Annotated in this window: 21 protein-coding genes; 14 read left to right on the top strand and 7 right to left on the bottom strand. The window is 40.5% G+C overall.

All coding sequences use genetic code 11. The features are described from left to right. Positions 1-26: 26 nt before the first annotated feature. The gene (radA, locus tag A3K93_RS08385; protein ID WP_067730686.1) at positions 27-1,406 is read right to left on the bottom strand and encodes a DNA repair protein RadA; all 1,380 of its coding nucleotides are present in this window, start codon (positions 1,404-1,406) and stop codon (positions 27-29) included. A 186-nt stretch (positions 1,407-1,592) separates the two neighbouring features. Between radA and A3K93_RS08380 the strand changes: the two genes are divergently transcribed. After that, positions 1,593-2,057, top strand: coding sequence for a hypothetical protein (locus A3K93_RS08380; RefSeq protein ID WP_067731710.1), 465 nt, complete (start codon positions 1,593-1,595; stop codon positions 2,055-2,057). Positions 2,058-2,128: 71 nt separating this feature from the next. Here A3K93_RS08380 and A3K93_RS08375 read toward each other — a convergent pair whose 3' ends face one another. Then, the gene (locus A3K93_RS08375) at positions 2,129-3,481 is read right to left on the bottom strand and encodes an alanine/glycine:cation symporter family protein (protein WP_067730684.1); all 1,353 of its coding nucleotides are present in this window, start codon (positions 3,479-3,481) and stop codon (positions 2,129-2,131) included. 323 nt (positions 3,482-3,804) lie between these two features. Between A3K93_RS08375 and A3K93_RS08370 the strand changes: the two genes are divergently transcribed. The 6 genes from A3K93_RS08370 to A3K93_RS08345 all read left to right on the top strand — a co-directional run bounded on the left by A3K93_RS08370 (position 3,805) and on the right by A3K93_RS08345 (position 9,312). Beyond that, positions 3,805-5,208 (top strand): amino acid permease, encoded by a 1,404-nt coding sequence (locus A3K93_RS08370; protein ID WP_067730682.1) that lies wholly within the window; start codon positions 3,805-3,807, stop codon positions 5,206-5,208. A gap of 130 nt (positions 5,209-5,338) precedes the next feature. Next, on the top strand, positions 5,339-5,557 hold the full coding sequence (lptM, locus tag A3K93_RS08365; protein ID WP_067730680.1) for an LPS translocon maturation chaperone LptM: 219 nt from the start codon (positions 5,339-5,341) through the stop codon (positions 5,555-5,557). Positions 5,558-5,591: 34 nt separating this feature from the next. Further along, positions 5,592-6,836, top strand: a complete 1,245-nt coding sequence (gene lysA / locus A3K93_RS08360) for a diaminopimelate decarboxylase (RefSeq protein ID WP_067730677.1) — start codon at positions 5,592-5,594, stop codon at positions 6,834-6,836. A 13-nt stretch (positions 6,837-6,849) separates the two neighbouring features. Beyond that, complete coding sequence (gene dapF, locus A3K93_RS08355; RefSeq protein ID WP_067730675.1) at positions 6,850-7,695, top strand: diaminopimelate epimerase; 846 nt, start codon at positions 6,850-6,852, stop codon at positions 7,693-7,695. Between the two features lie 101 nt (positions 7,696-7,796). Next, positions 7,797-8,711 carry a tyrosine recombinase XerC gene (locus tag A3K93_RS08350; RefSeq protein ID WP_067730673.1) on the top strand — a complete coding sequence of 305 codons (915 nt, stop codon included), beginning with the start codon at positions 7,797-7,799 and terminating at the stop codon, positions 8,709-8,711. Positions 8,712-8,925: 214 nt separating this feature from the next. Next, positions 8,926-9,312 carry a hypothetical protein gene (locus A3K93_RS08345; RefSeq protein WP_067730671.1) on the top strand — a complete coding sequence of 129 codons (387 nt, stop codon included), beginning with the start codon at positions 8,926-8,928 and terminating at the stop codon, positions 9,310-9,312. A gap of 42 nt (positions 9,313-9,354) precedes the next feature. On the opposite strand, the gene A3K93_RS08340 is transcribed toward A3K93_RS08345, so the two are convergent. Further along, complete coding sequence (locus A3K93_RS08340; protein ID WP_067730669.1) at positions 9,355-9,849, bottom strand: Lrp/AsnC family transcriptional regulator; 495 nt, start codon at positions 9,847-9,849, stop codon at positions 9,355-9,357. 113 nt (positions 9,850-9,962) lie between these two features. Between A3K93_RS08340 and A3K93_RS08335 the strand changes: the two genes are divergently transcribed. From A3K93_RS08335 to A3K93_RS08305, 7 genes are all read left to right on the top strand, one after another. Further along, positions 9,963-10,568, top strand: coding sequence for a LysE family translocator (locus tag A3K93_RS08335; protein WP_067730667.1), 606 nt, complete (start codon positions 9,963-9,965; stop codon positions 10,566-10,568). A gap of 499 nt (positions 10,569-11,067) precedes the next feature. Continuing rightward, positions 11,068-11,820: an electron transfer flavoprotein subunit beta/FixA family protein gene (locus tag A3K93_RS08330; RefSeq protein WP_067730665.1), complete on the top strand. Its 753-nt coding sequence runs from the start codon at positions 11,068-11,070 to the stop codon at positions 11,818-11,820. 18 nt (positions 11,821-11,838) lie between these two features. Beyond that, the gene (locus tag A3K93_RS08325; protein ID WP_067730663.1) at positions 11,839-12,771 is read left to right on the top strand and encodes an electron transfer flavoprotein subunit alpha/FixB family protein; all 933 of its coding nucleotides are present in this window, start codon (positions 11,839-11,841) and stop codon (positions 12,769-12,771) included. Positions 12,772-13,152: 381 nt separating this feature from the next. Next, the gene (locus A3K93_RS08320; RefSeq protein ID WP_157883269.1) at positions 13,153-13,599 is read left to right on the top strand and encodes a hypothetical protein; all 447 of its coding nucleotides are present in this window, start codon (positions 13,153-13,155) and stop codon (positions 13,597-13,599) included. Between the two features lie 92 nt (positions 13,600-13,691). After that, positions 13,692-14,297, top strand: a complete 606-nt coding sequence (locus A3K93_RS08315; protein WP_101494823.1) for a hypothetical protein — start codon at positions 13,692-13,694, stop codon at positions 14,295-14,297. Positions 14,298-14,688: 391 nt separating this feature from the next. Then, complete coding sequence (gene gyrA, locus A3K93_RS08310) at positions 14,689-17,664, top strand: DNA gyrase subunit A (protein WP_067730657.1); 2,976 nt, start codon at positions 14,689-14,691, stop codon at positions 17,662-17,664. A 70-nt stretch (positions 17,665-17,734) separates the two neighbouring features. Continuing rightward, on the top strand, positions 17,735-18,154 hold the full coding sequence (locus tag A3K93_RS08305) for a DUF3887 domain-containing protein (protein ID WP_067730655.1): 420 nt from the start codon (positions 17,735-17,737) through the stop codon (positions 18,152-18,154). 1 nt (position 18,155) lies between these two features. On the opposite strand, the gene A3K93_RS08300 is transcribed toward A3K93_RS08305, so the two are convergent. Genes A3K93_RS08300 through A3K93_RS08285 form a run of 4 tightly spaced genes read right to left on the bottom strand, consistent with a single transcriptional unit; the run spans position 18,156 to position 22,894 of the window. After that, the gene (locus A3K93_RS08300) at positions 18,156-19,265 is read right to left on the bottom strand and encodes an ABC transporter permease (protein ID WP_067730653.1); all 1,110 of its coding nucleotides are present in this window, start codon (positions 19,263-19,265) and stop codon (positions 18,156-18,158) included. Then, the gene (locus tag A3K93_RS08295; RefSeq protein WP_067730651.1) at positions 19,262-20,401 is read right to left on the bottom strand and encodes an ABC transporter permease; all 1,140 of its coding nucleotides are present in this window, start codon (positions 20,399-20,401) and stop codon (positions 19,262-19,264) included. Before A3K93_RS08295 ends, A3K93_RS08300 begins: the two co-directional genes overlap by 4 nt. Next, complete coding sequence (locus A3K93_RS08290; RefSeq protein WP_067730649.1) at positions 20,401-21,474, bottom strand: HlyD family secretion protein; 1,074 nt, start codon at positions 21,472-21,474, stop codon at positions 20,401-20,403. The genes A3K93_RS08295 and A3K93_RS08290 overlap by 1 nt, the downstream gene beginning before the upstream one ends. Beyond that, a complete protein-coding gene (locus A3K93_RS08285) occupies positions 21,467-22,894 on the bottom strand; it encodes a TolC family protein (protein WP_442855633.1) in 1,428 nt (475 codons plus the stop codon). The genes A3K93_RS08290 and A3K93_RS08285 overlap by 8 nt, the downstream gene beginning before the upstream one ends. Positions 22,895-23,142: the final 248 nt, after the last annotated feature.

Here is a 23,142-nt window from a genome sequence, read left to right as displayed (position 1 = left end):
AGCCATAATTAAATGGTATTGACTGATTAATCATCGAGATTCATGGCTTCTGTTAATGCTTCATGTAGGCGAGCGACCGCAATAATTTCTACACCGGGTATTTTCTTTTGAGGCGCATTGCCGCGCGGCACGATGATGTATTTAAATCCATGTTTAATGGCTTCTTTAAGACGCTCTTGACCGTTCGGCACAGGGCGAATTTCACCCGAAAGGCCTACTTCACCAAAAACAGCCAATTGTTGTGGCAGTGCTTTACCACGGATACTTGAAGCACAGGCAAGTAGTACGGCTAAATCTGAACCCGTTTCGGTAATTTTTAAACCACCAACAATATTGACATATACATCTTGTCCAGATGTTTGTACGCCACCATGACGGTGCATGACAGCAAGCAGCATATTAAGACGGTTTTGTTCAAGACCTAATGCCACTCGGCGCGGCTGTCCATGAGCATCATCGACCAGCGCTTGGACTTCAACCAACAACGGACGTGTGCCTTCACGGCTGATCATGACAATTGAACCCGGAATCGCTTCATCATAACGACTAAGGAAAATTGCAGATGGGTTAGCAACTTCGCGTAAACCTTTATCGGTCATGCCAAAGACACCCAACTCATTTACTGCGCCAAAACGGTTTTTCACCGCCCGAATCATGCGGTAACGTGAATCTGACTGACCTTCAAAATACAGGACACAATCGACCATATGTTCTAAAACACGTGGACCTGCCAAAGCACCTTCTTTGGTGACATGACCCACGATGAACAGTGATGTACCGCTATTTTTAGCAAAGCGTGTTAAGAGTGCAGCAGACTCACGAATTTGAGACACACCACCTGGTGCAGATTGCAGTGTTTCAGTATAAAGCGTTTGAATGGAATCAAGAATCGCAACGGCAGGACGCTGTTGTGCCAGCACTTCACAAATTCGTTCAACGCAGGTTTCTGCCATGACTTTTAGTTGGTCAGTGGGTAACTCTAAACGCTGCGCACGTAAAGCCACTTGAGAAAGTGATTCTTCACCTGTAATGTACAGCGCTGGACTGTGCTGTGAGGCCATATAGGTGGCAGTCTGTAGCAGGATTGTCGATTTACCAATACCCGGGTCACCGCCAATAAGTACCACTGAACCTGTGACTAAGCCACCGCCCAGCACACGGTCAAATTCACTGATACCCGTTGGTAAGCGTGATTCTTGTGAAATCGAAACCTGATTCAATGTAGTGATTGCTGAGGCTTGACCCGCATAACCGCCAACTTTAGGCTGTGCACGATGCGTCACAGCAGGGGCAACAGTGACTTCTAATAAGCTGTTCCATTCCCCACATTCAGCACATTGACCTGACCATTTGGGATGATCTGCACCACATTGTTCGCAACGATAAACACTTTTTGCCTTTGCCATAGTCACTTGAATCTTGCTCAAAATCGTTCAACAGCATAACTATGATTTGTGTTCAAATCTATGACATGCAAGCCAAAAAATGATTTTCGATGTCAATCTATGTCGCTTTATGAAGCGGGTTTTTAGACTTTGTAGATTTAGGCTCTATAATGCACTTCTGATTATTTCAAAATGGAACATTTCACCATGCCACAAGTCATTCAACATATCGATGCGATTGCACGTGAAAAAGAACGTGATGTGTTATTTGTTCATTTTGAAGATTATGAACAGGGTGCTGAATGTTCAAATCGAAAAGACTTAATCAATTGGCTTGATCAGCATGGTATTCCATACAAAGAATGTATGGGGCTTGAAGAAGAAAGCGTGATAGAAAGCTATATGGGCGATTTATATATCGATGTTCCGTTCGATATCGCAAATCCATTATTTGTAAAACTCAGTGAACATTTGGAAGATGAAGATGGGGAAATGAAAATCCCAGGCGTTCTTTTCTTTACCTTGTCACATGAGTTGGCACTTGAGCTTGAAGCAGATCGTCAGGCTGAATTTGAACATGGTTTTGGCGATGATGAAGAATATGACGATAGTGATGATCGTGACGACTTAAATAATACTGATGATGATCAATGGAATGGCGTTCCGTCATAATATGATGACATTAGTGTCCTAAAATAAAAAAGCCACATTAATGTGGCTTTTTTATTAAATAAATTGGCTACTTAATACAGTTCACCTGACTTACGACGAGTAATAAAATCTTTCGATTCCTTCGCAATCACACCCGATAATAACAACAGCGCGATTAAGTTTGGTACAGCCATTAAGCCATTGAATGTGTCCGCGAACAGCCACACCATATCTAGCGTTGCCACACAGCCAATAAATACGGTTGCGATATAAATAATGCGGTAAGGCAAGATGAACTTTTCACCGAGTAGGTAAGTTGCGCATTTCTCGCCATAATAACTCCAACCTAGAATAGTAGAGTAGGCGAAGAAAATAATACCGAAAGTCACGACCCAACCACCAACACCTGGTAATAACTTATCAAACACGCTGATGGTTAATACCGCACCTGTTTGGTCGCCGAAATTGTTACCCGCCATAATATAGCCCATGACCAATACGATACCTGTAATTGAACACACAATAATAGTGTCAATAAACGTACCTGTCATAGAAACCAAACCTTGACGTGCAGGATGATCTGTTTTTGCAGCAGCAGCAGCAATTGGGGCAGAACCCATACCGGCTTCGTTTGAGAATACACCACGCGCCACACCGTAACGGATCGCAGCACCGATTGCACCACCGACCGCAGCCTCACCTGTAAATGCATAGCTAATGATCATCTTAAGTGCAGGCAGTACTAGATTCAGGTTATTTAAAATAATTACTAAACCGCCTGCGATATAGCAGATCGCCATAATCGGTACAATCACAGATGATGCTTTAGAGATAGACTTAATCCCACCTAAAATGACCAGTGCAGAAAAAGCAGTAATAATAATCGCTGTGATCCATGTGCTCAGACCTAAGCTATTTTCTACTGCAAGTGCAACTGTGTTGGATTGAACAGAGCTGCCGATCCCGAAAGAAGCCAAGGTACCTAATAATGCGAAGATCAGTGCAAGCCATTTGAGCTTAAGACCACGTTCGATGTAATACATCGGACCGCCCGACATTTCACCTTTGGCATTTTTAACACGATATTTGACTGCTAATACACCTTCGCCGTATTTCGTCGCCATACCAAATAATGCAGTCATCCACATCCAGAACACGGCACCTGGACCGCCGAGTACACATGCGGTTGCTACGCCTGCAATGTTACCAGTACCAATGGTGGCAGAAAGTGCCGTCATTAATGAGGCAAATTGAGAAATATCGCCTGAGTCTGCATGATTGGGGTGTTTGCCGAAAACCTGTTTAAAGGCCAAAGGCAACATTCTAAATTGCCAAAACAGTAAGCGGAAGGTGAGGAAAATACCTGTGCCGACGATGAGGACCAACATATAAGGTCCCCATACCCAGCCACTGAGTGTTTCCATAATACTTTGTAAATTCTGCATGAGTCGTTCTTCTTGTTCGTCCTAAGTCTAAAATTTCGATTGCTTATTCATCCTTAAGCAATTCATGTGCCATTTTATCAATTGTTCAATAATTGAGGTGTTCTATACCGCTTCATTTTTTACATATATTTTAGTTTTTTACAATGCATTTGTTTAAAACTTGCACTTTTAAAATGTCCTAAAACAGAACTGATTTTTTATATAAGAAAAATAAATTAACATTGCCGATAAGTGAGGAAATACAAATAATGACAGTTTTCTTTTTGTATTCACTGATTTTTACGTTAATTTGTCGCGATTAGACATCGAAGTTGATTTTTATAATGTCAGAGCAGCATTTAAATTCATCACAAGAAAGTGGTGATTTACAGCGCAGTTTATCCAATCGTCATCTGCAATTAATTGCCATTGGTGGTGCGATTGGTACAGGGCTGTTTATGGGGTCAGGTAAAACCATTAGTTTGGCTGGACCTTCAATTTTAGTGATTTATATGATCATTGGTTTTATGGTCTTTTTGGTCATGCGTGCTTTGGGAGAACTTTTACTTTCGAATTTACGTTATAAATCATTTATTGACTTTGCCACGGACCTGATTGGCCCATGGGCGGGTTATTTTGTTGGTTGGACCTATTGGTTGTGTTGGATCACTATAGGGATTGCCGATTTATCCGCAATTATCTACTACTTACAGTTCTTTAATAATGGTCTTCCATTTACACCTGAAGAAGGGGTGATGATCAGTGTCGCCGCCATTATTTTCATCATTGGTTTGAACCTTGTGACGGTCAAACTGTTTGGTGAAATGGAATTTTGGTTTGCACTGGTCAAAATTATTGCCATTGTTGTACTGATTTCAGTCGGTTTATGGATGGTATTTACTGGTTTTACATCAGATGCAGGTACGGTCGCATCCTTTAGTCATATTTGGGATCATGGTGGGATCTTCCCGACAGGTGCAATGGGCTTCTTAGCTGGCTTCCAAATTGCGATCTTTGCTTTTGTCGGCGTCGAGCTTGTCGGTACCACCGCGGCTGAAACTAAAGATCCTGAAAAGAATCTACCGAAAGCAGTCAACTCAATTCCAGTGCGTATTATTATTTTTTATGTATTGGCACTCTTAATTGTAATGTCAGTGACACCTTGGGATCAGATTGATCCGCATGTTTCGCCATTCGTAAACTTGTTTAGTCAAGCAGGTATTGCAGCAGCAGCGATTATTATGAACTTAGTTGTGCTTTCATCGGTGATGTCATCAATGAACAGCGGTGTATTCTCGACATCGCGTATGCTTTTTGGTCTATCTCGTGAAGAACAAGCACCACAAGCCTTTGGTCGCTTAAATGCACGTGCTGTTCCTGCGAATGCATTGTATTTCTCTGCGGTTTGCCTGATTTTAGGTGCAGCCTTGCAATACTTTGTACCGAATGCCGTTGAAGCATTTACTTTGGCAACAACGCTGTCTACGATTTTGTTTATCTGTGTATGGCTCATGATTATTTGGAGCTATATCATTTACTACAAAACTCGTCCTGAGTTACATGCTAAGTCAGTATTTAAACTTCCAGGTGGACTTATTACGTGCTGGATCGTGATTATTTTCTTTGTCGCAATGATTGGCGTTTTAGCGCTAGAAGAAGATACACGCCGCGCGTTAATGGTCAGTCCAATTTGGTTCTTAATTCTGATTGCTGGGTATTTTGGTTTTTATAAACAGAAACATAAATAACCCATATCAAAAAAAACGTCAGCAATCTGCTGGCGTTTTTTTTTTGCTAAAGATACTCTCTAGCGTTTAGTGCTTTGGTCATGTTGTTGATCGCGCTATACTTCATCGAAAATAGTCCATAGGTGATCAGATGCTAAAAGCCATTTGCTACATCAGTCTCTTCGCTACAGGTATGACGTTGATCGGTTGTGGTCAATCTGGCGCATTACACATGCCAAATGATCCGAATTACGACAAGCGTGCGAAATATTTGCTCTATAAAAATACTGAGCAAGCTAAGCCGAATGTCGATGAAGCACAGGATGCACCGGTGAAACAACAGTTTGTAACACCGACCAATACTAATTAATTCACACGTTACGCTTTAAACGAAGGATACATTCATGAGTTTCACCCGTATTGATGGGGTTTTGCATGCAGAGCAATGTTCATTACAACAGCTTGCACAGCAATTTGGCACACCGCTTTATGTTTATTCAAAAGCTACTTTTGAAAAGCATTATTCAGATATGGATCGCGCATTTAGTTTTATCGATCATCAAATCTGTTTTGCGGTCAAGTCAAACTCAAATCTTGCGGTATTGAATGTATTGGCGAAACAAGGTGCAGGTTTTGATATCGTCACAGGTGGAGAACTTGCACGTGTACTCAAAGCGGGTGGTGAACCTTCTAAAATTGTGTTTTCAGGTTTAGGCAAATCTGAAGCAGATATCAAAAAGGCATTGGAAGTTGGCATTGCATGTTTTAATGTCGAATCTTATGCCGAATTGGATCGTATTCAAAAAGTCGCTGCTGAACTCGGTGTTCAAGCACCAATTTCTTTGCGTGTAAATCCAGATGTAGATGCAAAAACCCATCCTTATATTTCGACAGGCTTAAAAGAAAACAAATTTGGTATTCCTTCAGATACCGTATTTGAAACTTATGCCTATGCTGCATCGTTAGCTAATTTAGATGTGGTGGGAATTGATTGTCATATCGGTTCACAGCTCACTGAAACTCAACCATTTGTTGATGCTTTAGATCGTGTCATTGTCATGATCGAGAAACTTAAAGAAATGGGAATCCAGCTTAAACACATCGATATCGGTGGTGGTTTAGGCGTAACTTATAAAGATGAAACACCACCTTCAGTTGAAGAATATGCTAATGCCATGCGTCCAGCTTTAGAAAAGCTCGGTCTAAAAGTGTATATGGAACCAGGTCGTAGTATTTCAGCCAATGCAGGCGTGTTACTGACTAAAGTGGATTTACTTAAACCAACCAATCACCGTAACTTTGCCATTATTGACGCAGCAATGAATGATTTGATTCGTCCGGCTTTATATGAAGCTTGGATGGACATTCAGGAAGTAACACCAAATCCAACTGCTGAAACAAAAGCATGGGATGTCGTTGGTGCAATTTGTGAAACAGGTGATTTCCTTGGTAAGCAACGTGAGCTTGCGATTCAGGAAAATGATGTCCTTGCTGTGCTTGGTGCAGGTGCTTATGGATTTGTGATGAGCTCAAATTACAACAGTCGTGGGCGTGCTGCTGAAGTGATGGTTGCTGGTGATCAGGCGCATCTTATTCGTGAGCGTGAAACAATCGAATCTTTATGGGAACGTGAGCGTCTATTGCCTTAAGGAGTAAATGAAGATGTTATTAGAATTTACCAAAATGCATGGTCTAGGCAATGACTTTATGGTGGTTGATATGATCAGCCAGCGTGCTTATCTCGATACCATGACCATTCAGCGTTTGGCAAACCGTAATTTCGGTATTGGTTTTGATCAGCTTTTGATTGTTGAACCACCTGATGTACCAAATGCAGATTTTAAATATCGTATTTTTAATGCAGACGGTTCTGAGGTTGAGCAGTGTGGCAATGGGGTGCGCTGTTTCGCTCGCTTTGTACATGAACGTCAATTGACCACGAAAACTAAAATAAAAGTACAAACCAAAGCAGGCATTGTTGAGCCTGAACTTGGTGCGAATGGTTGGGTTCGTGTCAATATGGGTTATCCAAAGTTCTTGCCACAAGAAATCCCATTCTTGGCAGATGAACCTGAAAACTTATACGATATTGACCTTGCCGATGATGAAAAGCTCACTATTGATGTAGTGAATATGGGCAATCCCCATGCGGTCACGATTGTACCGAATGTCATTACTGCAGATGTGGCTCGTTTAGGTCCGCAAGTTGAATCACATGAGCGTTTCCCGCAACGCGTTAATGCTGGTTTTATGCAAATCATTGATGAAAAGCATGCACGTTTACGCGTATTTGAACGTGGTGTAGGTGAAACACTGGCATGTGGTACAGGTGCGTGTGCTGCTGCAGTTTCAGGCATGCGTCGTGGTTTATTATCCAATAATGTCGAAATTGAATTGGCAGGTGGTAAATTACAAATCGAATGGAAAGAAGGTGAAGTGGTTTGGATGACAGGTCCAACTGCAACCGTTTACGAAGGTCGATTGGATCTACGATATTTCCAAGTTTAAGACTTTGTTGAAAAAGCCCTGATTGATCAGGGCTTTTTTTGTTAGTATGAGACTAGACCTCATTTCATAATCAGTATCACGATAGGCAAAACGGAAGCTTAATGAGTACACACGAACTTTTAAAAACTTGGTTGAAAGAACGTGAAATTCAAAATCAATCACCGCATACCTTACAAGCATATGAACGTGATGTATCAGATTTTTTAAGTTTCTGTGATCGCCAGCAAATGCAACTCAATGATGTTGAAGCAACAGACTTGCGTCAGTTTATGACTGAAAAAGTAGAACAACAGGGGCTTAGTCCAAGTAGTCTACAACGTATGTTATCTGCAGTGCGTCAGTTTATGAAATGGGCTGAGCAGTCAAATGTGATGGCATTCAATCCAGCGGATGATTTTCAACTCAAAAGACAGTCACGTCCTTTGCCAGGCATGATTGACATTGAAACAGTCAATCAAATCCTTGATCAGCCTGCACCTGAGGGTGAAGTGCAGCAGCAAATGTGGTTGCGTGATAAAGCTATTTTAGAATTGCTGTACTCGAGTGGTTTACGTTTGGCGGAAGTACAAAGTCTGAGAATTAAAGATCTCGACTTTAATCGTCAGTTACTCCGAATTACTGGTAAGGGCAATAAAACCCGAATTGTACCTTTTGGTTCAATAGCCAAAGAGAGTGTGATGGCATGGTTACAGGTGTATCCACTTTGGCATGGGGATTTTGTACCTGAAGCGAATGTATTTATTACGCAAAAGGGTAATCCTTTAGGTGCGCGACAAATCGAAAATCGAGTGAAATTACAAGCCCAACGCGCAGGGGTAAATGTCGATTTGCATCCGCATTTACTTAGACATTGTTTTGCTAGCCATATGTTATCCAACAGTCGTGATTTACGTGCCGTACAAGAAATGCTGGGTCATAGTAATTTAACGACAACGCAAATTTATACCCATGTTGACTTTGATCACTTAGCTGAAATATATGATCAGGCGCATCCGCGAGCGCAAAGTAAATCCTAGATTGACATATAAAATACAAATAAAGTTTTTTATGGCATAAAAGTTTCATTTATTTATGTTTATGATAGTGGCGAAACTTAATTTTAAGTGATCTGAAATACTAAAGTATCACTACGTTTTTAGAGAAAATTAAGTTATAACAATAGAATACTGATATAGAAATAAACATATGACGTTGCTAAGCAAGGTTTCGGCAACATAAATTGGAAGTGATATGGACACCGTAATTATTCCCGATATAGAACAAAAATATGCGCAATTGACGAGTGCTCAGCAAGAAATCTTTGCGGGCTATGGTTTACGTCAAATCAAACATTTTGTTGAAATTAGTTTGCCAAAAATTGAAGCAGCTTTGCCGGCAGGAGCACAGGTACAAGGGATTAATGCTGATGGAAAAGTTCAGGCATTTAACTCAAATACGCAGCAATACTATATTTGGATTTCAGACTTACAGTGGCAAGAAAGTGCAAAAGTGCAAGATGCTGTTGACTTAAAAGATGATGCGATTGCGGTGTGGGAGATTTTTGAGCTCAGTCAGTATGAATTAATTGATTTAAGCCATGTGCATCGTGACTTTTTAGAACAATTAGAGCAACGATAAAAGTAAAAAGGACGAAATCAATCGTCCTTTTTTATGTTTTTATTAGAGATCATCAAGCGGTAATACAAAGCTCTGTTTAATAATTTGACTCGGCAAATCTGTTTTGACACTGGTAATGCCATTCTTTTTGGTTAAATGAGTCGATTGGAATTGACGATAGCTCTCTAAATCGGGCACAACCACTTTAAGCATCGCATCACACTCGCCTAAAATAATATAGCACTCCATCACTTGAGGAAGCTCTTTCATTGCCTCAATAAAAGTATCAATGGTTTCAGCATCTTGACCGACTAACCAAATACGTGAAAATAAAATGAGTTGAAAGCCGATTTTTTGTTGATCGACAACGGTAGTATAACTTTGAATAATTCCAGCATCTTCTAATAGTTTGACGCGGCGTAAACAAGATGAAGGGGATAAGCCGATTTCACGAGCGAGATCATTGTTTTGGATACGGCCATTGGTTTGTAATTGACGAATGATATTTTTATCAATGCGGTCAAGTTTTATGCGTATAGGCTTTGAAGATACTTTCATATATTAGAATTAAATTCGAAATATTAGGTATATTATAAAATAAATTGAAAGCCTATTTGTTAAAAAAACGCAGATAATATTTTTACCTTTTCAAATAAGACAAGGATAAGAAAATGTCTGTATTTGTACTCTTTGCACTGACCGTTCTTCCCCTAATTTTTACACCTGGACCAGATATGTTATTTATCCTGTCACAAGTGATGGGTAAAGATGCAAAAGCAGGCATGATGGCAACTGTAGGGATTTGCTCGGGCTATTTGGTGCATTCTATTTTAGTTGCGCTCGGGATTGCTGCGATTATTGTTTCATTTCCGCTCCTGTTTGATGCGATTCGCTATTTGGGTATAGCCTATCTGCTTTACTTAGCGTTTCATTTACTGCGCTCGGTATTTAATTCTAGTCAAATTAAAGTTGAGCGTCAGTCAGATCGACATCCCATTCGTAAAGGTTTTTTGACTGCCTTATTAAATCCGAAAGGCATGTTGATTTATTTTGCAATATTGCCGCAATTTATTGATAAAACCCAAAATACTGTGACACAGGGTCTGATTTTATCGGCGATCTTCATTAGCCTCATATTTATGGTTTATTGCACATTAAGTTTAGTCTTTGCCAAAATTAGTCAAAAGACCCATATTGATGAGCAAAAACAAAAGTGGATTGATGGTACATCAGGCGGATTACTTGCTGCTGCAGCAGTTTGGTTATTTGCTAATTAAATGTGAAATTGAAGCGTATATCTTGATGGTATGCGCTTTTATTTTGGTACATGATTTATACAATTTAAACCAAAGATCACTGACACAAATTTAAGGCTGAATTTCGTCGGTTTTTTATTCTTTAAAATGCGACCGAATTCGCCTAAATTGACATGAGTGATCAAAAAAAATTGACTTAATAGTAAGCAAAAATAGGTGTCAAAAAATATATTTAATTTTGATCAATCAGAACTTTTGATGTGCTAAATAAGATAAAAATATAATAAAAATCAATGGTTAATTTTTAAATAATTTTTAGGTAAAAAAACTTTAAAAATGTCAAAACACCTTTTGTGAACTGGTCGTTCAAGGAAAATTACGCTTTTTTACAGCTCTAAGCGCAATTGTGACTTGACCGAAATGCCGTACACATTGCAAGATAGGGCACCTAAAAAAATTTAAGTGAAGAGTTACACTCACTTTTCATCATATTTACTTTGCTAAAACAGCCGAGGATTACATGAAGGCTCTTGTTGCTGTAAAACGTGTGGTTGATGCCAACGTTAAGGTTCGCGTTAAGCCGGACAATAGTGGTGTTGACTTAACTAACGTTAAAATGTCAATCAACCCATTCTGTGAAATCGCAGTGGAAGAAGCGGTTCGTTTAAAAGAGAAAGGAACTGTTTCAGAAATCGTTGTTGTTTCTATTGGCCCTAAAGAAGCTCAAGAACAAATTCGTTCTTCTATGGCGCTTGGTGCTGACCGCGGTATCTTAGTTGAAGCTGATGACAGCCAACTAGGTGCATTAGAAGTTGCTAAAATTCTAAAAGGTGTGGTTGAAGCTGAACAGCCTCAATTGATCCTTCTTGGTAAACAAGCAATTGACGATGACTCTAACCAAGTGGGTCAAATGTTAGGTGCGCTTCTTGGTGCAGGCCAAGGTACTTTCGCGTCTGAAGTGAAAGTAGAAGGCGATAAAGTACAAGTAACTCGTGAAATCGACGGTGGTTTACAAACTGTTGAACTTGCACTTCCAGCAATCATTACAACTGACTTACGTTTGAATGAGCCGCGTTATGCTGCACTTCCAAACATCATGAAAGCGCGTAAAAAACCGCTTGAAACTAAGTCACCTGCTGACTATGGCGTTTCTCCTGCAACTAAACTTAAAACAGTTAAAGTTGAAGCTCCTGCAGAACGTAAAGCTGGCGTACAAGTGAAGTCTGTAGACGAGCTTGTTGAAAAATTGAAAAACGAAGCGAAAGTGATCTAATACAGAAGGATAAAAATCATGAGTATTTTAGTTATCGCTGAGCACGACAACAAAGCATTAAACGCTGCTACTTTAAACGTTGTTGCTGCGGCGCAAAAAATCGGTGGTGATATCACTGTATTAGTTGCAGGTTCAGGCGCTCAAGCAGTTGCTGATCAAGCTGCTAAAGTTGCTGGCGTAAGCAAAGTTTTACTTGCTGATGATGCAGCTTATGCAAACCAATTGGCTGAGAACGTAGCAAAACTCGTTGCTGAACTAGGCAAAGGCTATTCACATATCCTTGCTGCTTCTACAACAACTGGTAAAAACATTTTACCTCGTGCTGCTGCACTTCTTGATGTCAGCATGATTACTGACGTGATTGCAGTAGATTCTGCAAATACATTCAAGCGTCCAATCTATGCAGGTAACGCAATTGCAACTGTAGAATCTTCTGAATCTGTTGTTGTTGCAACTGTTCGTGGTACTGCATTTGATGCTGTTGCTGCTGAGGGTGGTTCTGCAACTGTTGAAGCTGCTGCTTCTGCTGGTGATGCTGGTATTTCTAAGTTCATTAACGAAGAAATCGTTAAATCTGAACGTCCTGAGTTAACAGCTGCTCGTATCGTTGTATCTGGTGGTCGTGGTGTTGGTTCAGGTGAAAACTACCACACTGTACTTGATCCACTTGCTGACAAATTGGGTGCTGCACAAGGTGCATCACGTGCTGCAGTTGATGCTGGTTTCGTTCCTAACGATATGCAAGTTGGTCAAACTGGTAAAATCGTTGCACCTGACCTATACATCGCTGTGGGTATCTCTGGTGCGATTCAGCACTTGGCAGGTATGAAAGAATCTAAAGTGATCGTTGCGATCAACAAAGATGAAGAAGCACCAATTAACTCAGTAGCTGACTACTGGTTAGTAGGTGACTTAAATACTGTTGTTCCAGAATTAGTATCTAAAATCTAATATCTAGACTCAGTTAAAAAAAGCGCTCTTGCGCAGGCTGTTAAGTTCAACTTAATGGCTTGTACAAGGGCGTTTTTTTTATTACTAATAAAAAATGGTCTGAATTTGTATAAAAAATAACTTGATTGGTGTTAAAATTTAAACACTTAGGGGGAGCTTATGTGGATTAAAGACAATAATAAAAGCGCTATGATAACAACAGTATTGCTTCTGATGTTTTATGGATTTGCTTTACATTTAGTGTTATTTACACCGAATTCTATTCAAAATTTTATGTTTAGTGAGGCTGGTCCTTACGAATCTCTAAGTCCGTTATTATGGATGATTTTGGCTATTTTAAGCTTAATACATTGCGACTTTCAGCTCTCCACACGTTTGGTTATGGCTATCTCTGCTGTTTTATTCGCATTACGTGAATGGGATATGCATAAGCAGCTCTTTGGTGTCAGTTTTATTAAAACCCGGTTTTATACCGATCCAAATATTGCCATTAGCTATAAAGTGGTAGGTGGTCTAATCCTGTTGGTTATTGCCTATCTGGCGATCTATTTGTTAGTTCAATATTTCAAAGCATTACGTGTACATACTAAAGAAGTAAATAGTGCATTTCGTTATTTAAACCTTGCTTTTGTTTTACTGGTACTGAGCAAAATTTTGGATCGGGCTTCATCGCAGATGATTGAGCTATTTCACTATCATTTGCCGATGCAAACACAGTTGATCATCCGTGCATTGGAAGAAAGTACCGAAATGTTGCTGCCAGCAATCTTTATTATTGCACTCATGATGTATAGTGTGAGAAAGAAAAATCCTGTGCATTATCGATAAGCAGACTTATCTTCAAATTTAATAAATTGTATAAAATATGTTAATATTCCACTTTTGTTGATTCCCAAATTTAACTGGGTGGAGCTCCCAAATTGTCATTTGATCTCCGGATGCCAAGTGCAGCCTTGATTTTGTTGATATTGTGTTTTTTATTCCCTGTCTTTAATTATATGACCATTCCACTGTTTGATGGTTATTTAGTGAAAGGTGTGGAAGCGATACAAGCACTGATGTTATTGGCTTTTGCAATATTTACGTACTTGTATATGCAACCATTACAGCGTGTATCAGGTCAAAAACAGTTTTGGTTATGGGCGGTACTGTGGTGGGTATTATTGTTTGGTCGCAGCACTAGTTGGGGACGTGATTATTTCCCTGAGGTGCCTAAACCTTATTTCCGTGCCATTTCAGTCTGTTTGATAGCACCTGTGGTGTTTATGCTTGGTTCTAAAGCTTTACGTCAGGAAATTGCGAAGAAAGCGCGTCACATGACTGTTCCTGTATGGGCGATGGCATTAACGCTAATTGGTTTAGTGATCTCGGACAGCATTGAGCATACGCGCATGTTAAGTATGTTCTTTGTTTTAGATACCCACTACAAAGATTTACTTGAAGAACTCTATGAATTTCCATTGATTGTGGGTTTGTTCTTGGTGGCGTATCACTTTATGCAGCAAGACCGATCTCAGCAGGATTAAGAATAAAATTTTTTACAGCCTCTTTTAAAGAGGCTTTTTTATGTCTTAAGAATGATGAACCTATCTAAATATAAAATGCTAAGTGATATTTTATTCATACAAAAATAAGTTAACACATCAAAAAAGTGGATATTTTGTGCGAAAAATTCAAAGTATAGAAATCAATGATAAATGATGTTTAAAAATCAAAATAACTCTATGAATTTTATGAACTTTTTTTTTGGATGAAAAGCACCTTTTTTTAATAAAAAAACTGCGTTAAAACGCTGTTTGTGCTATAATTTTGCCATCTATTTTTTAAGTTTTTAGCTCATCGTTTGAGTTAAATTTTTTAGCAAATTTTACGACATATAAATGCAAACAGATGTGGTTTGTAGAATAAGGAGTATGCATGAGCGTATCGGAAATTAGACCGATTGCCATTGAGGATGAACTTAAAAGCTCATATCTTGATTATGCAATGAGCGTGATCGTGTCACGTGCATTGCCCGATGTGCGAGATGGTTTAAAACCAGTTCATCGTCGTGTGCTTTTCGCAATGCACGAATTAGGCAATGACTATAACAAAGCATATAAAAAATCTGCTCGTGTAGTCGGTGACGTGATCGGTAAATATCACCCACATGGTGACTCTGCTGTTTACGAAACCATTGTTCGTATGGCGCAAGATTTCAGTTTGCGTTATCAATTAGTTGACGGTCAAGGTAACTTCGGTTCTGTCGATGGCGACAGTGCAGCAGCAATGCGTTATACCGAAGTTCGTATGCGTAAGTTAACTCATGAGCTACTTGCCGATCTTGAAAAAGACACCGTGGAATGGGAAGACAACTACGACGGCTCTGAGCGTATCCCTCAAGTCATGCCAACTCGTGTTCCAAACTTATTGATTAACGGTGTGACCGGTATTGCAGTAGGTATGGCAACCAATATGGCACCACATAATATGACTGAGGTCATTAATGCGTGTTTAGCCTATGCCAACAACCCGAATATCAGTATTGAAGGCTTGATGGAACATATCTCTGGTCCAGATTTCCCGACTGGCGGTATTATTTACGGTAAATCAGGCATCGTCGATGCGTACCGTACTGGTAAAGGCCGTATTCATTTACGCGGTAAATATCATATCGAAGAAGATCAAAAATCAGGTCGCAGCACGATTGTCTTCACCGAAATTCCTTATCAAGTCAATAAAGCAAAAACCATTGAGCGTATTGCTGAATTGGTTAAAGAGAAAAAACTCGAAGGGATTTCTGAACTTCGTGATGAATCAGATAAAGAAGGGATGCGTATTGCGATTGACTTGAAGCGTGGTGAAAACGCGGAAGTCATTGTGAACAACCTGTTCTTAAATACACAGCTTGAAAACTCATTCAGCATCAACATGGTTTGCCTAGACAATGGTCAACCAAAATTGATGAACTTGAAAGACATCATTGCGGCATTTATCCGTCACCGCCAAGAAGTCGTGACACGCCGTACCATGTTCGAATTACGCAAAGCGCGTGAACGTGGTCACATCTTAGAAGGTTTAACCGTTGCGCTTGCCAACATCGACCGTATTATCGAGACTATCAAAACTTCGGCAAACCCTGCAGAAGCACGTGAGCGTTTACAGGCAGGTGAATGGGCTGCAGGTGGTGTGGCTGCATTGCTTGAAGCTGCGGGTGCAGTGTCTGTACGCCCTGATGAGATTGAAGGTGAAGACCCAAGCCGTCCATTCGGTATTGATGGTGACATCTATCGTTTATCACCGACACAAGTGGGTGCGATTCTTGAGCTTCGTTTGCACCGATTAACCGGTTTAGAACAAGATAAGCTACAAGCTGAATATTCTGAAATTTTAGGTCAAATTGCTGAATATACTGCCATCTTAAATGACTTTAATTTATTGATGAACGTGATTAAAGAAGAACTTGCTTTAATCTTGCAGCAATATGGCGATGCCCGTAAAACAGAAATCGTTGAGTCACGCATTGACTTCTCTCGTGAAGACTTGATCCCTGAAGAGCAAATGGTCTTGACCGTTTCGAAAACAGGTTATGCGAAAACTCAACCGTTGTCTGATTATGCCGCTCAGCGCCGTGGTGGTCGTGGTAAATCCGCAACAAGCATGAAAGAAGATGATTACATCCAACATATGGTTGTAACATCGAATCATGCGACCGTGCTGTGCTTTACCAATGTCGGTAAGGTTTACCGTCTGAAAGTATATGAGGTTCCACAAGCATCTCGTGGTGCTAAAGGTCGTCCGATGGTGAACTTATTGCCATTAGAAGACAATGAAACGATTACAGCAATCTTACCGGTGATTGATGCACCGAAGAAATTCACTGAACGTTTGGCAGATTTCAAAGCATTTGTGAAAGCCAATGCTGAAGCGCTACAAAATAATGAAGTGATCCGCTCGCATTTCGACAAGTTACAAGCTGCGCTTGCTGAACTTGAAGATGGTGCAGATGATATTTCTGATGCTTTACGTGCTCAGTTAAAAGAACTTGGCTTGGCGCTTAATGCAACAGATTTAGATGACGACATCATCAATGAATTTGCGCAACAAGCAGAAGCCGTGCGTAAAAACTTCTATGTGTTTATGGCAACCGAATACGGTACGATCAAACGTGTAGAACTTGAACAATTCTCGAATGTTCGTTCAAATGGTTTACGTGCACTTGAATTGGTTGAAGGCGATACCTTAATTGGTGTGGCGATTACCGATGGCGAACAGCAAATTATGTTGTTCTCGAACGAAGGTAAAGCGATTCGTTTCGCAGAAACTGACGTTCGTTCAATGGGTCGTTCTGCCAAAGGTGTACGCGGTATGCGTGTAACCATTGGTGCATCACAAGCTGAAGATCAAGATGATACCGATGTAGATTCTGATGATGAAGATGGTTCAGATTCAGCAATCGTGAGCCGTATCGTGTCGTTGGTTGTTGTACCTGAAACTGGTGAAGTACTGTGTGCTTCTGAAAATGGTTACGGTAAACGTACCCCTGTGGATGACTTCCCGACCAAGAAACGTGGCGGTAAAGGTGTTATTGCCATTAAGACTTCTGAACGTAATGGTCAGTTAGTTGGTGCTGTTGCGATTGATGCGACTAAAGAATTGATGTTGATTTCTGATGGCGGTACTTTGGTTCGTACTCGTGCAGCAGAAGTAGCGCAAACCGGTCGTAATGCACAAGGTGTTCGTCTAATCCGTTTAGGCAATGATGAGCTACTTGTGGGTGTGGTTTCGATTGAAGCAGTAGAAGAAGATGACTTTGTTGAAGAAGTTGACACTGAAGTGACAACAAATGAAACATTGCCACAAGATGCAGTTGAAACTGATGCGCAACCTGCGGATGATACGACTGAAGAGTAATATTTAAAGCAGATAAGAAGGGCGCTTAGGCGTCCTTTTTTATATTTTTATAAGGCTTTGAGGAATGATGATGTATAAGACAATCGGGATCTATGCGGCAGGATTGGCATTAGCAGCGTGTAATCCAATGAAAGATATTCCTAACCCAAGTTCAGCACAAGAAAAAGCTGCTGAGGTAGCGTATAACGATCTACGCGACGGTAAATTTGTTGAGTTTTTGCAACATCTTGAACCTGAGTTACAGGCATATTTGCAAGATAATGAAAAAATCATGAAAAAGTTTTCACATCAAATTCCAAAAGGTGCGTACAAGTCTAAAGCTTTAATGGTCAAGGAAATTACCAAAAGTACCTCGTCACCAGTTCAGTATCGTGTGAGCTATGAAATTGCCTATCCAAAAAATTTGGTTCAATACGATGTCAGCTTTGATAAGCCAAATGGCAGCACTAAAATTCGTAATTTTAATATCCAAGTCTTTGGTGGTTCGTAATTTATAGAACCACTTGAGCTTTGCTTTTTTTCGTTAATCGCCAATATCCAATAGCCATGCATAGAGCACCGAAGCTAAAAAGATAAACTAATTTTGGTAGCACGATAGAAGTCGGCACGCCCATTTGATTGAGCTGTATAAACATCTGAATAATTTGTGTCGATGGAAGCACATTGGCAAAAGATTGCATCCAAATCGGCATGGCAGCATGCGGCCAAGCAACGCCTGACAGCATAAACAATGGAATAGAGGTAAACACGATGACATGACCTGCACGCTCAGGTAGATCTAAGAAACTAGCCAATAAGGTCGTCAGTCCGATAATACAAAACATTGAAATTGGGACAGCCATCAGCATACCAATAAAATTTCCACCTCGTGGATAGTCGTACCACCAAAAAGTAAAACCAAATAAATAAAAACAGCCTAAGCAACCGATGGTGAAAATAGCCAAACAGATGCCAACAAGACGTTGAAAAGTGATTCTATGCTGCTGCTCCATATATAGCGCAAGCAACATGCTTAAACCGAGGAGTATGGTTTGATGAATAATTAAAGGTGCAACTGCAGGGAAAACATAGCTGCCATAACCCGAAAGCGTATTAAACAGGGGAATTTGATGAATTGAGATGGCAGGTGAAAACGTCGAAATTTGACTAAAACGTTCCGCATAATTGCTTAAGGTATTTTCAATCGAGGCAACTAGACCTAAGCCAATTTGTTTGGTGACCAAGAAGTTTGCAGCACTTAAATATAAGCCTATACCCCCATTTTCCCCATGACGAATCGACTGAGAAAGATTGGATGGTAATAATAAAATGCCATCGGCTTGCTGCGATTCGATCAGCGCTTTCGCTTCACTAAAATTTCCCGTCACAGTTTTAATATCAACATTCGGACTTTGGCTCACATGCTGGATAATGGTGGCTGTTAGCGCGCTCTGTTCTTCATCGACAATAATAATCGGGAGGGCTTCTGCCTGCTGAGCTTCATAAGCGGTGGGATAGAAAAAGCTATAAAAAATGACGGAAAGAATTAAGGTGGTAAAAATACTCGTATTTGAAACTATGTCCTTAAACGTCTTTACATAAGCGAGCCAAACAGTCTTCATTTGGTGACTCCATGTGCCGTTTTTTTAAGGAATAGATAAGCAAGAAGTGCATAAATAACTGTATAGATGACCAAGACTAAAAGTGGCTGTAATGAAATTGAGATGGGGCTGCCCATCACCCATTGTTCAGTCTGAAGTTTTGCATAAGGCGTAAACGGGATAATATTGGCCCAAAATTGCGTAAAGAGCGGGGCGTTATTTAAAGGTAAAGTCACCCCTGCAAAACTTAAGGATGAGCCACCGTACACGGCCAAAAAGCCAAAGGACTTAGTTAAGTCTTGCGTAGCTAGAACCACCGCTGAACTTAAAAAGGCATAGGCGCTATAAAAGAAAATCTGTCCTAGCACAATGATCCATAGTGAGCCTGCAACAAACCATCCTCGAATTTCAACAAGCCAAAACATCCAAGCCCACGTCCAACAGCAGAATATTGCGATGTAAACTAAATTTTTAGACAGTAAAGCAGTCCATAAGCTTTGTTTATCTAACCAAGTGATTAAAGTCTGCCGTTTAATTTCTTGCCCGACGGCAAAAGCAACACAGCAGCAGAGCAAAAGATGCAAAATTGCAGGCACCATATAAGGTTCTAAATAGAACTCATAATTCAGCTGTGGATTATATAAAGGTGAAATCTTGATATTGGGCGTGGGAGCATCAACAGAGGGAAGTGCCGTACCCAAATATTGTTTTCCACTAAATTCAGCCAATCCACCTAAAGTACTGACTAACATCGCGGATGAAATGGTATTGCCAATACTAAAATAACTTTGGTTATAGGCAATGCTGATCTCGGCATCTTGCGCAGCAACAAAACGCTGCTCAGCACCATAAGGAATATGAATATAACCCCAAATCTTATTTTGATTGAGTAAGTGTTCGACTTCCGTACTTTGATCGGACACCGTTTTAATATGCAGAGTATGGTTTAACGCCATTTTTTCATACACCGCATGGCTTAACCGACTCTGATCTTGATCAATAATCGCAATAGGTAAATGCTCAGGCTTACCTTGGGCAAACATACTGCCTAACAGTACTAAAATGCATAAAGGTGCCAATAACACTAAAGCTAAATCCCATTTTTCACGTATGAGATAATTCAGCTCGCGTTGAATTCCTGACCAAAACTGCGACATTATTTGGGCTCTTTGAGTTTAAATAACACGCTCATACCGACTTTAAGTTCCGAGATTTCAGGTGGCGGTACGAGCTGAACTTTAAAACTACGTACATCATAGCCACCCGTTTGACGTGTAGTTTTGATGGTGGCAAATTCTCCCTCAGCACTGATCGATTTAATTTTAAAGTTTGCCGTTTGATTCAGGGCAGGAATAAAGCCTTGCAGGGTTGAACCTTCTTTGATTGCGCTATATTGGTCTTCACGGATATTGAGACTGACCCAACGTTCACTTGACAATAAACTCACTACAGGGACAGCAGTTGCCACCAATTCAGACAAATTGCCATAGGTTTTAGACACCACACCATCGATAGGGGCAAGGAGCTCAGTTTCTGTTTCGAGTGCATTGGCTTCATCTAAGGCGGCTTGTGCAATTTGAACTTGTGCATCGGCAGAGGTTTTTTGTTGCGGGGTACTACCACGCTCTGCACGTTTGTATTGTTGATACGCTGCCTCGGTCATTTGCACCGCAGACTGTGACGCTGCCGCCAATTCATCACGACGTTGCCGTGAAATCACACCTTCTTTATAGAGATTGGCTGCACGTTGATAAGACACCTGTGCGAGATTTTGCTGCGCTTTCAGTGCTTGCCAATTGGCATACAGGCTTGCGATATTTTCATCTTGTGAGCCACGTTCCGCAGTCGACTGTAGCGCTTTGGCAGATGCTAAAGCCGCAAGTGCTTGCTGCTTCTTGGCTTCAATTTCAGGGCTATGCAGTTTAACGAGCGCCTGACCTTGACGTACTACATCACCCTCATGGACATAAATGGCTTCAATACGACTTGGCACTTTGGTTGCCACTTGTACAGTCTCGGCTTCAACGCGTCCTTGTAATTCGATTTCTTGAGGCTGATAGTTTTTCCATAAACCAAATGCAATGAGCGCTAAAATAATGGGAATCAGCGCAAGCAAAAGATATTTCTTTTTTTGCGATGCGGTGTGCTGAGTGTTGGTCTCAGGTTTTTCAGCTTGCGCTTCTGTCACCGATTCATTTACAGATGGTTCAGGTGTGTGATCATCAGTCATGAGCGGCTCCAATATAGCGGGTATTGATTTGGTGGATATAACGCGGGAAGTCACGAATCGTGCCATGACTTTGTAACAGTGTCGCCAATGACATGACATATTTGTAGGCATTTAAAGCCGTTTCGGCTTTAAGACCACTTAAAATATTTTGCGCATCGATGACTTGGCTGGCAGTCCCGACATCTTCCTTAAAAGAAATTTCTTGAATGCGCAGATTTTCCTGAGCAGCTTTTAGGTTTTGTTGCAGCAATACATCACTCTGTTGCGCGCTGATCGCTTCGCTATAGGCTTTATAAATCAGACTTTCTATTTCTTGTTGGGTGCGCGCTGTCATGAGCTCAGAGGCATAACGTTTTAGCTCTGCGGCTTGAATGTTTTTATTTTTATCCAAACCTGAAAATAAGTTATAACGTGCAGCCACACCGACAATCCAATTTTCTTTTTCATCTAAGCTATATTCACCAAAGGCAAATACATTGGGCTTTTTTGTTGCTTGTTGGGCTTTGACATTGGCTTTTGCAAGTTCGGTATCCATCTGCATTTTTTTTACAAGAGGCGAACTTTCTTTAAACGTGTTCAGCAATGTATTGACATTATTGGGTTCAGCACGATTCACAAATAAAGGCGTGGTCAGCTCAGTAATCTGACTTTGTTGCAGCAAATTATTGAGTTGAAATAGGGCAGCATTCAGATTGGCTTGGGTATTTTGATAACCACGCTCTGCATTATTGCGTGCGACTTCAAATTGCATCCGTTGCCCTTTGCTGATAAAGCCTTGTTGCTCAAGTTTTAGGGCATTACGGTAATGTTGCTGCATCGCATTTAAATTAAATTGTGCCGCAGCTTGAAGCTCTTTTTGGAGTTGCACATTAAAATAAGACTGAATTAATTCAAAACGCTGAGTGTCTTGCTGTTGTTGGTTGCTGAGTTGGCTACGACCTGATTCAATCTTGGCAATTTCTTTGACGCTGTTGGTGAGTCCACCGGTATAGAGCGGCATCATGACTGACACCGTAGGGCGAATCACTTGATCTTCCAAAATAACATTTGATGTATCCGGAATTAAACCGATACCGCTATGAATAGTATTGTTGACACCTGTTTGTAAGGGATCGGTTATACCACTCGGTAAACCTGCATTACTTTCCCATTGATTAATCTGTCCGTTAATCCCTTGTGAAAGGGTACTCTCTAAATTATTTTTAAATTGTTTGAGGGGGACATCTACTTCGCTATGGAACGCATAAGCACGAACATTCAGATCGACACGGGGCAGCCCTAAGCCTTTTACGGCTTCAGCTTCTAATGCAGCAGCTTGTTGCAGACTATTAAAGGCTTGTGAGCTATAAGAACTTTGTAAAAGTTGCGTTTCTGCTTCTTGAAAACTGAGACTTTGCGCATGACACAACGCATTTGTCATGAGCAGGGTGCTTAGTAAAGTGAGCTGAAACCCAAAACGCCGTTTTTTATCATAAATTGTCATAGAGTAAGATGTGCTTTCTAAAGAGCTACAGATTTTCATTTATTATAAATCAAGCGCTTGAAATAAACTCCAAATTGAAAGTTGTAGTATTGTTTCTTATACACATTAAAGTATCTAATTTAAAGCTGCAAAACGGTGAGTAGTTTTTAAACTGATATATCTTCAAGAAATTACACAGTTTTTAA

Source organism: Acinetobacter sp. NCu2D-2 (genome assembly GCF_001647675.1).
Lineage (GTDB): Bacteria > Pseudomonadota > Gammaproteobacteria > Pseudomonadales > Moraxellaceae > Acinetobacter.
The sequence above is the reverse complement of the archived record's forward strand: the minus strand, read 5'-3'. Positions and strand labels throughout refer to the sequence as shown.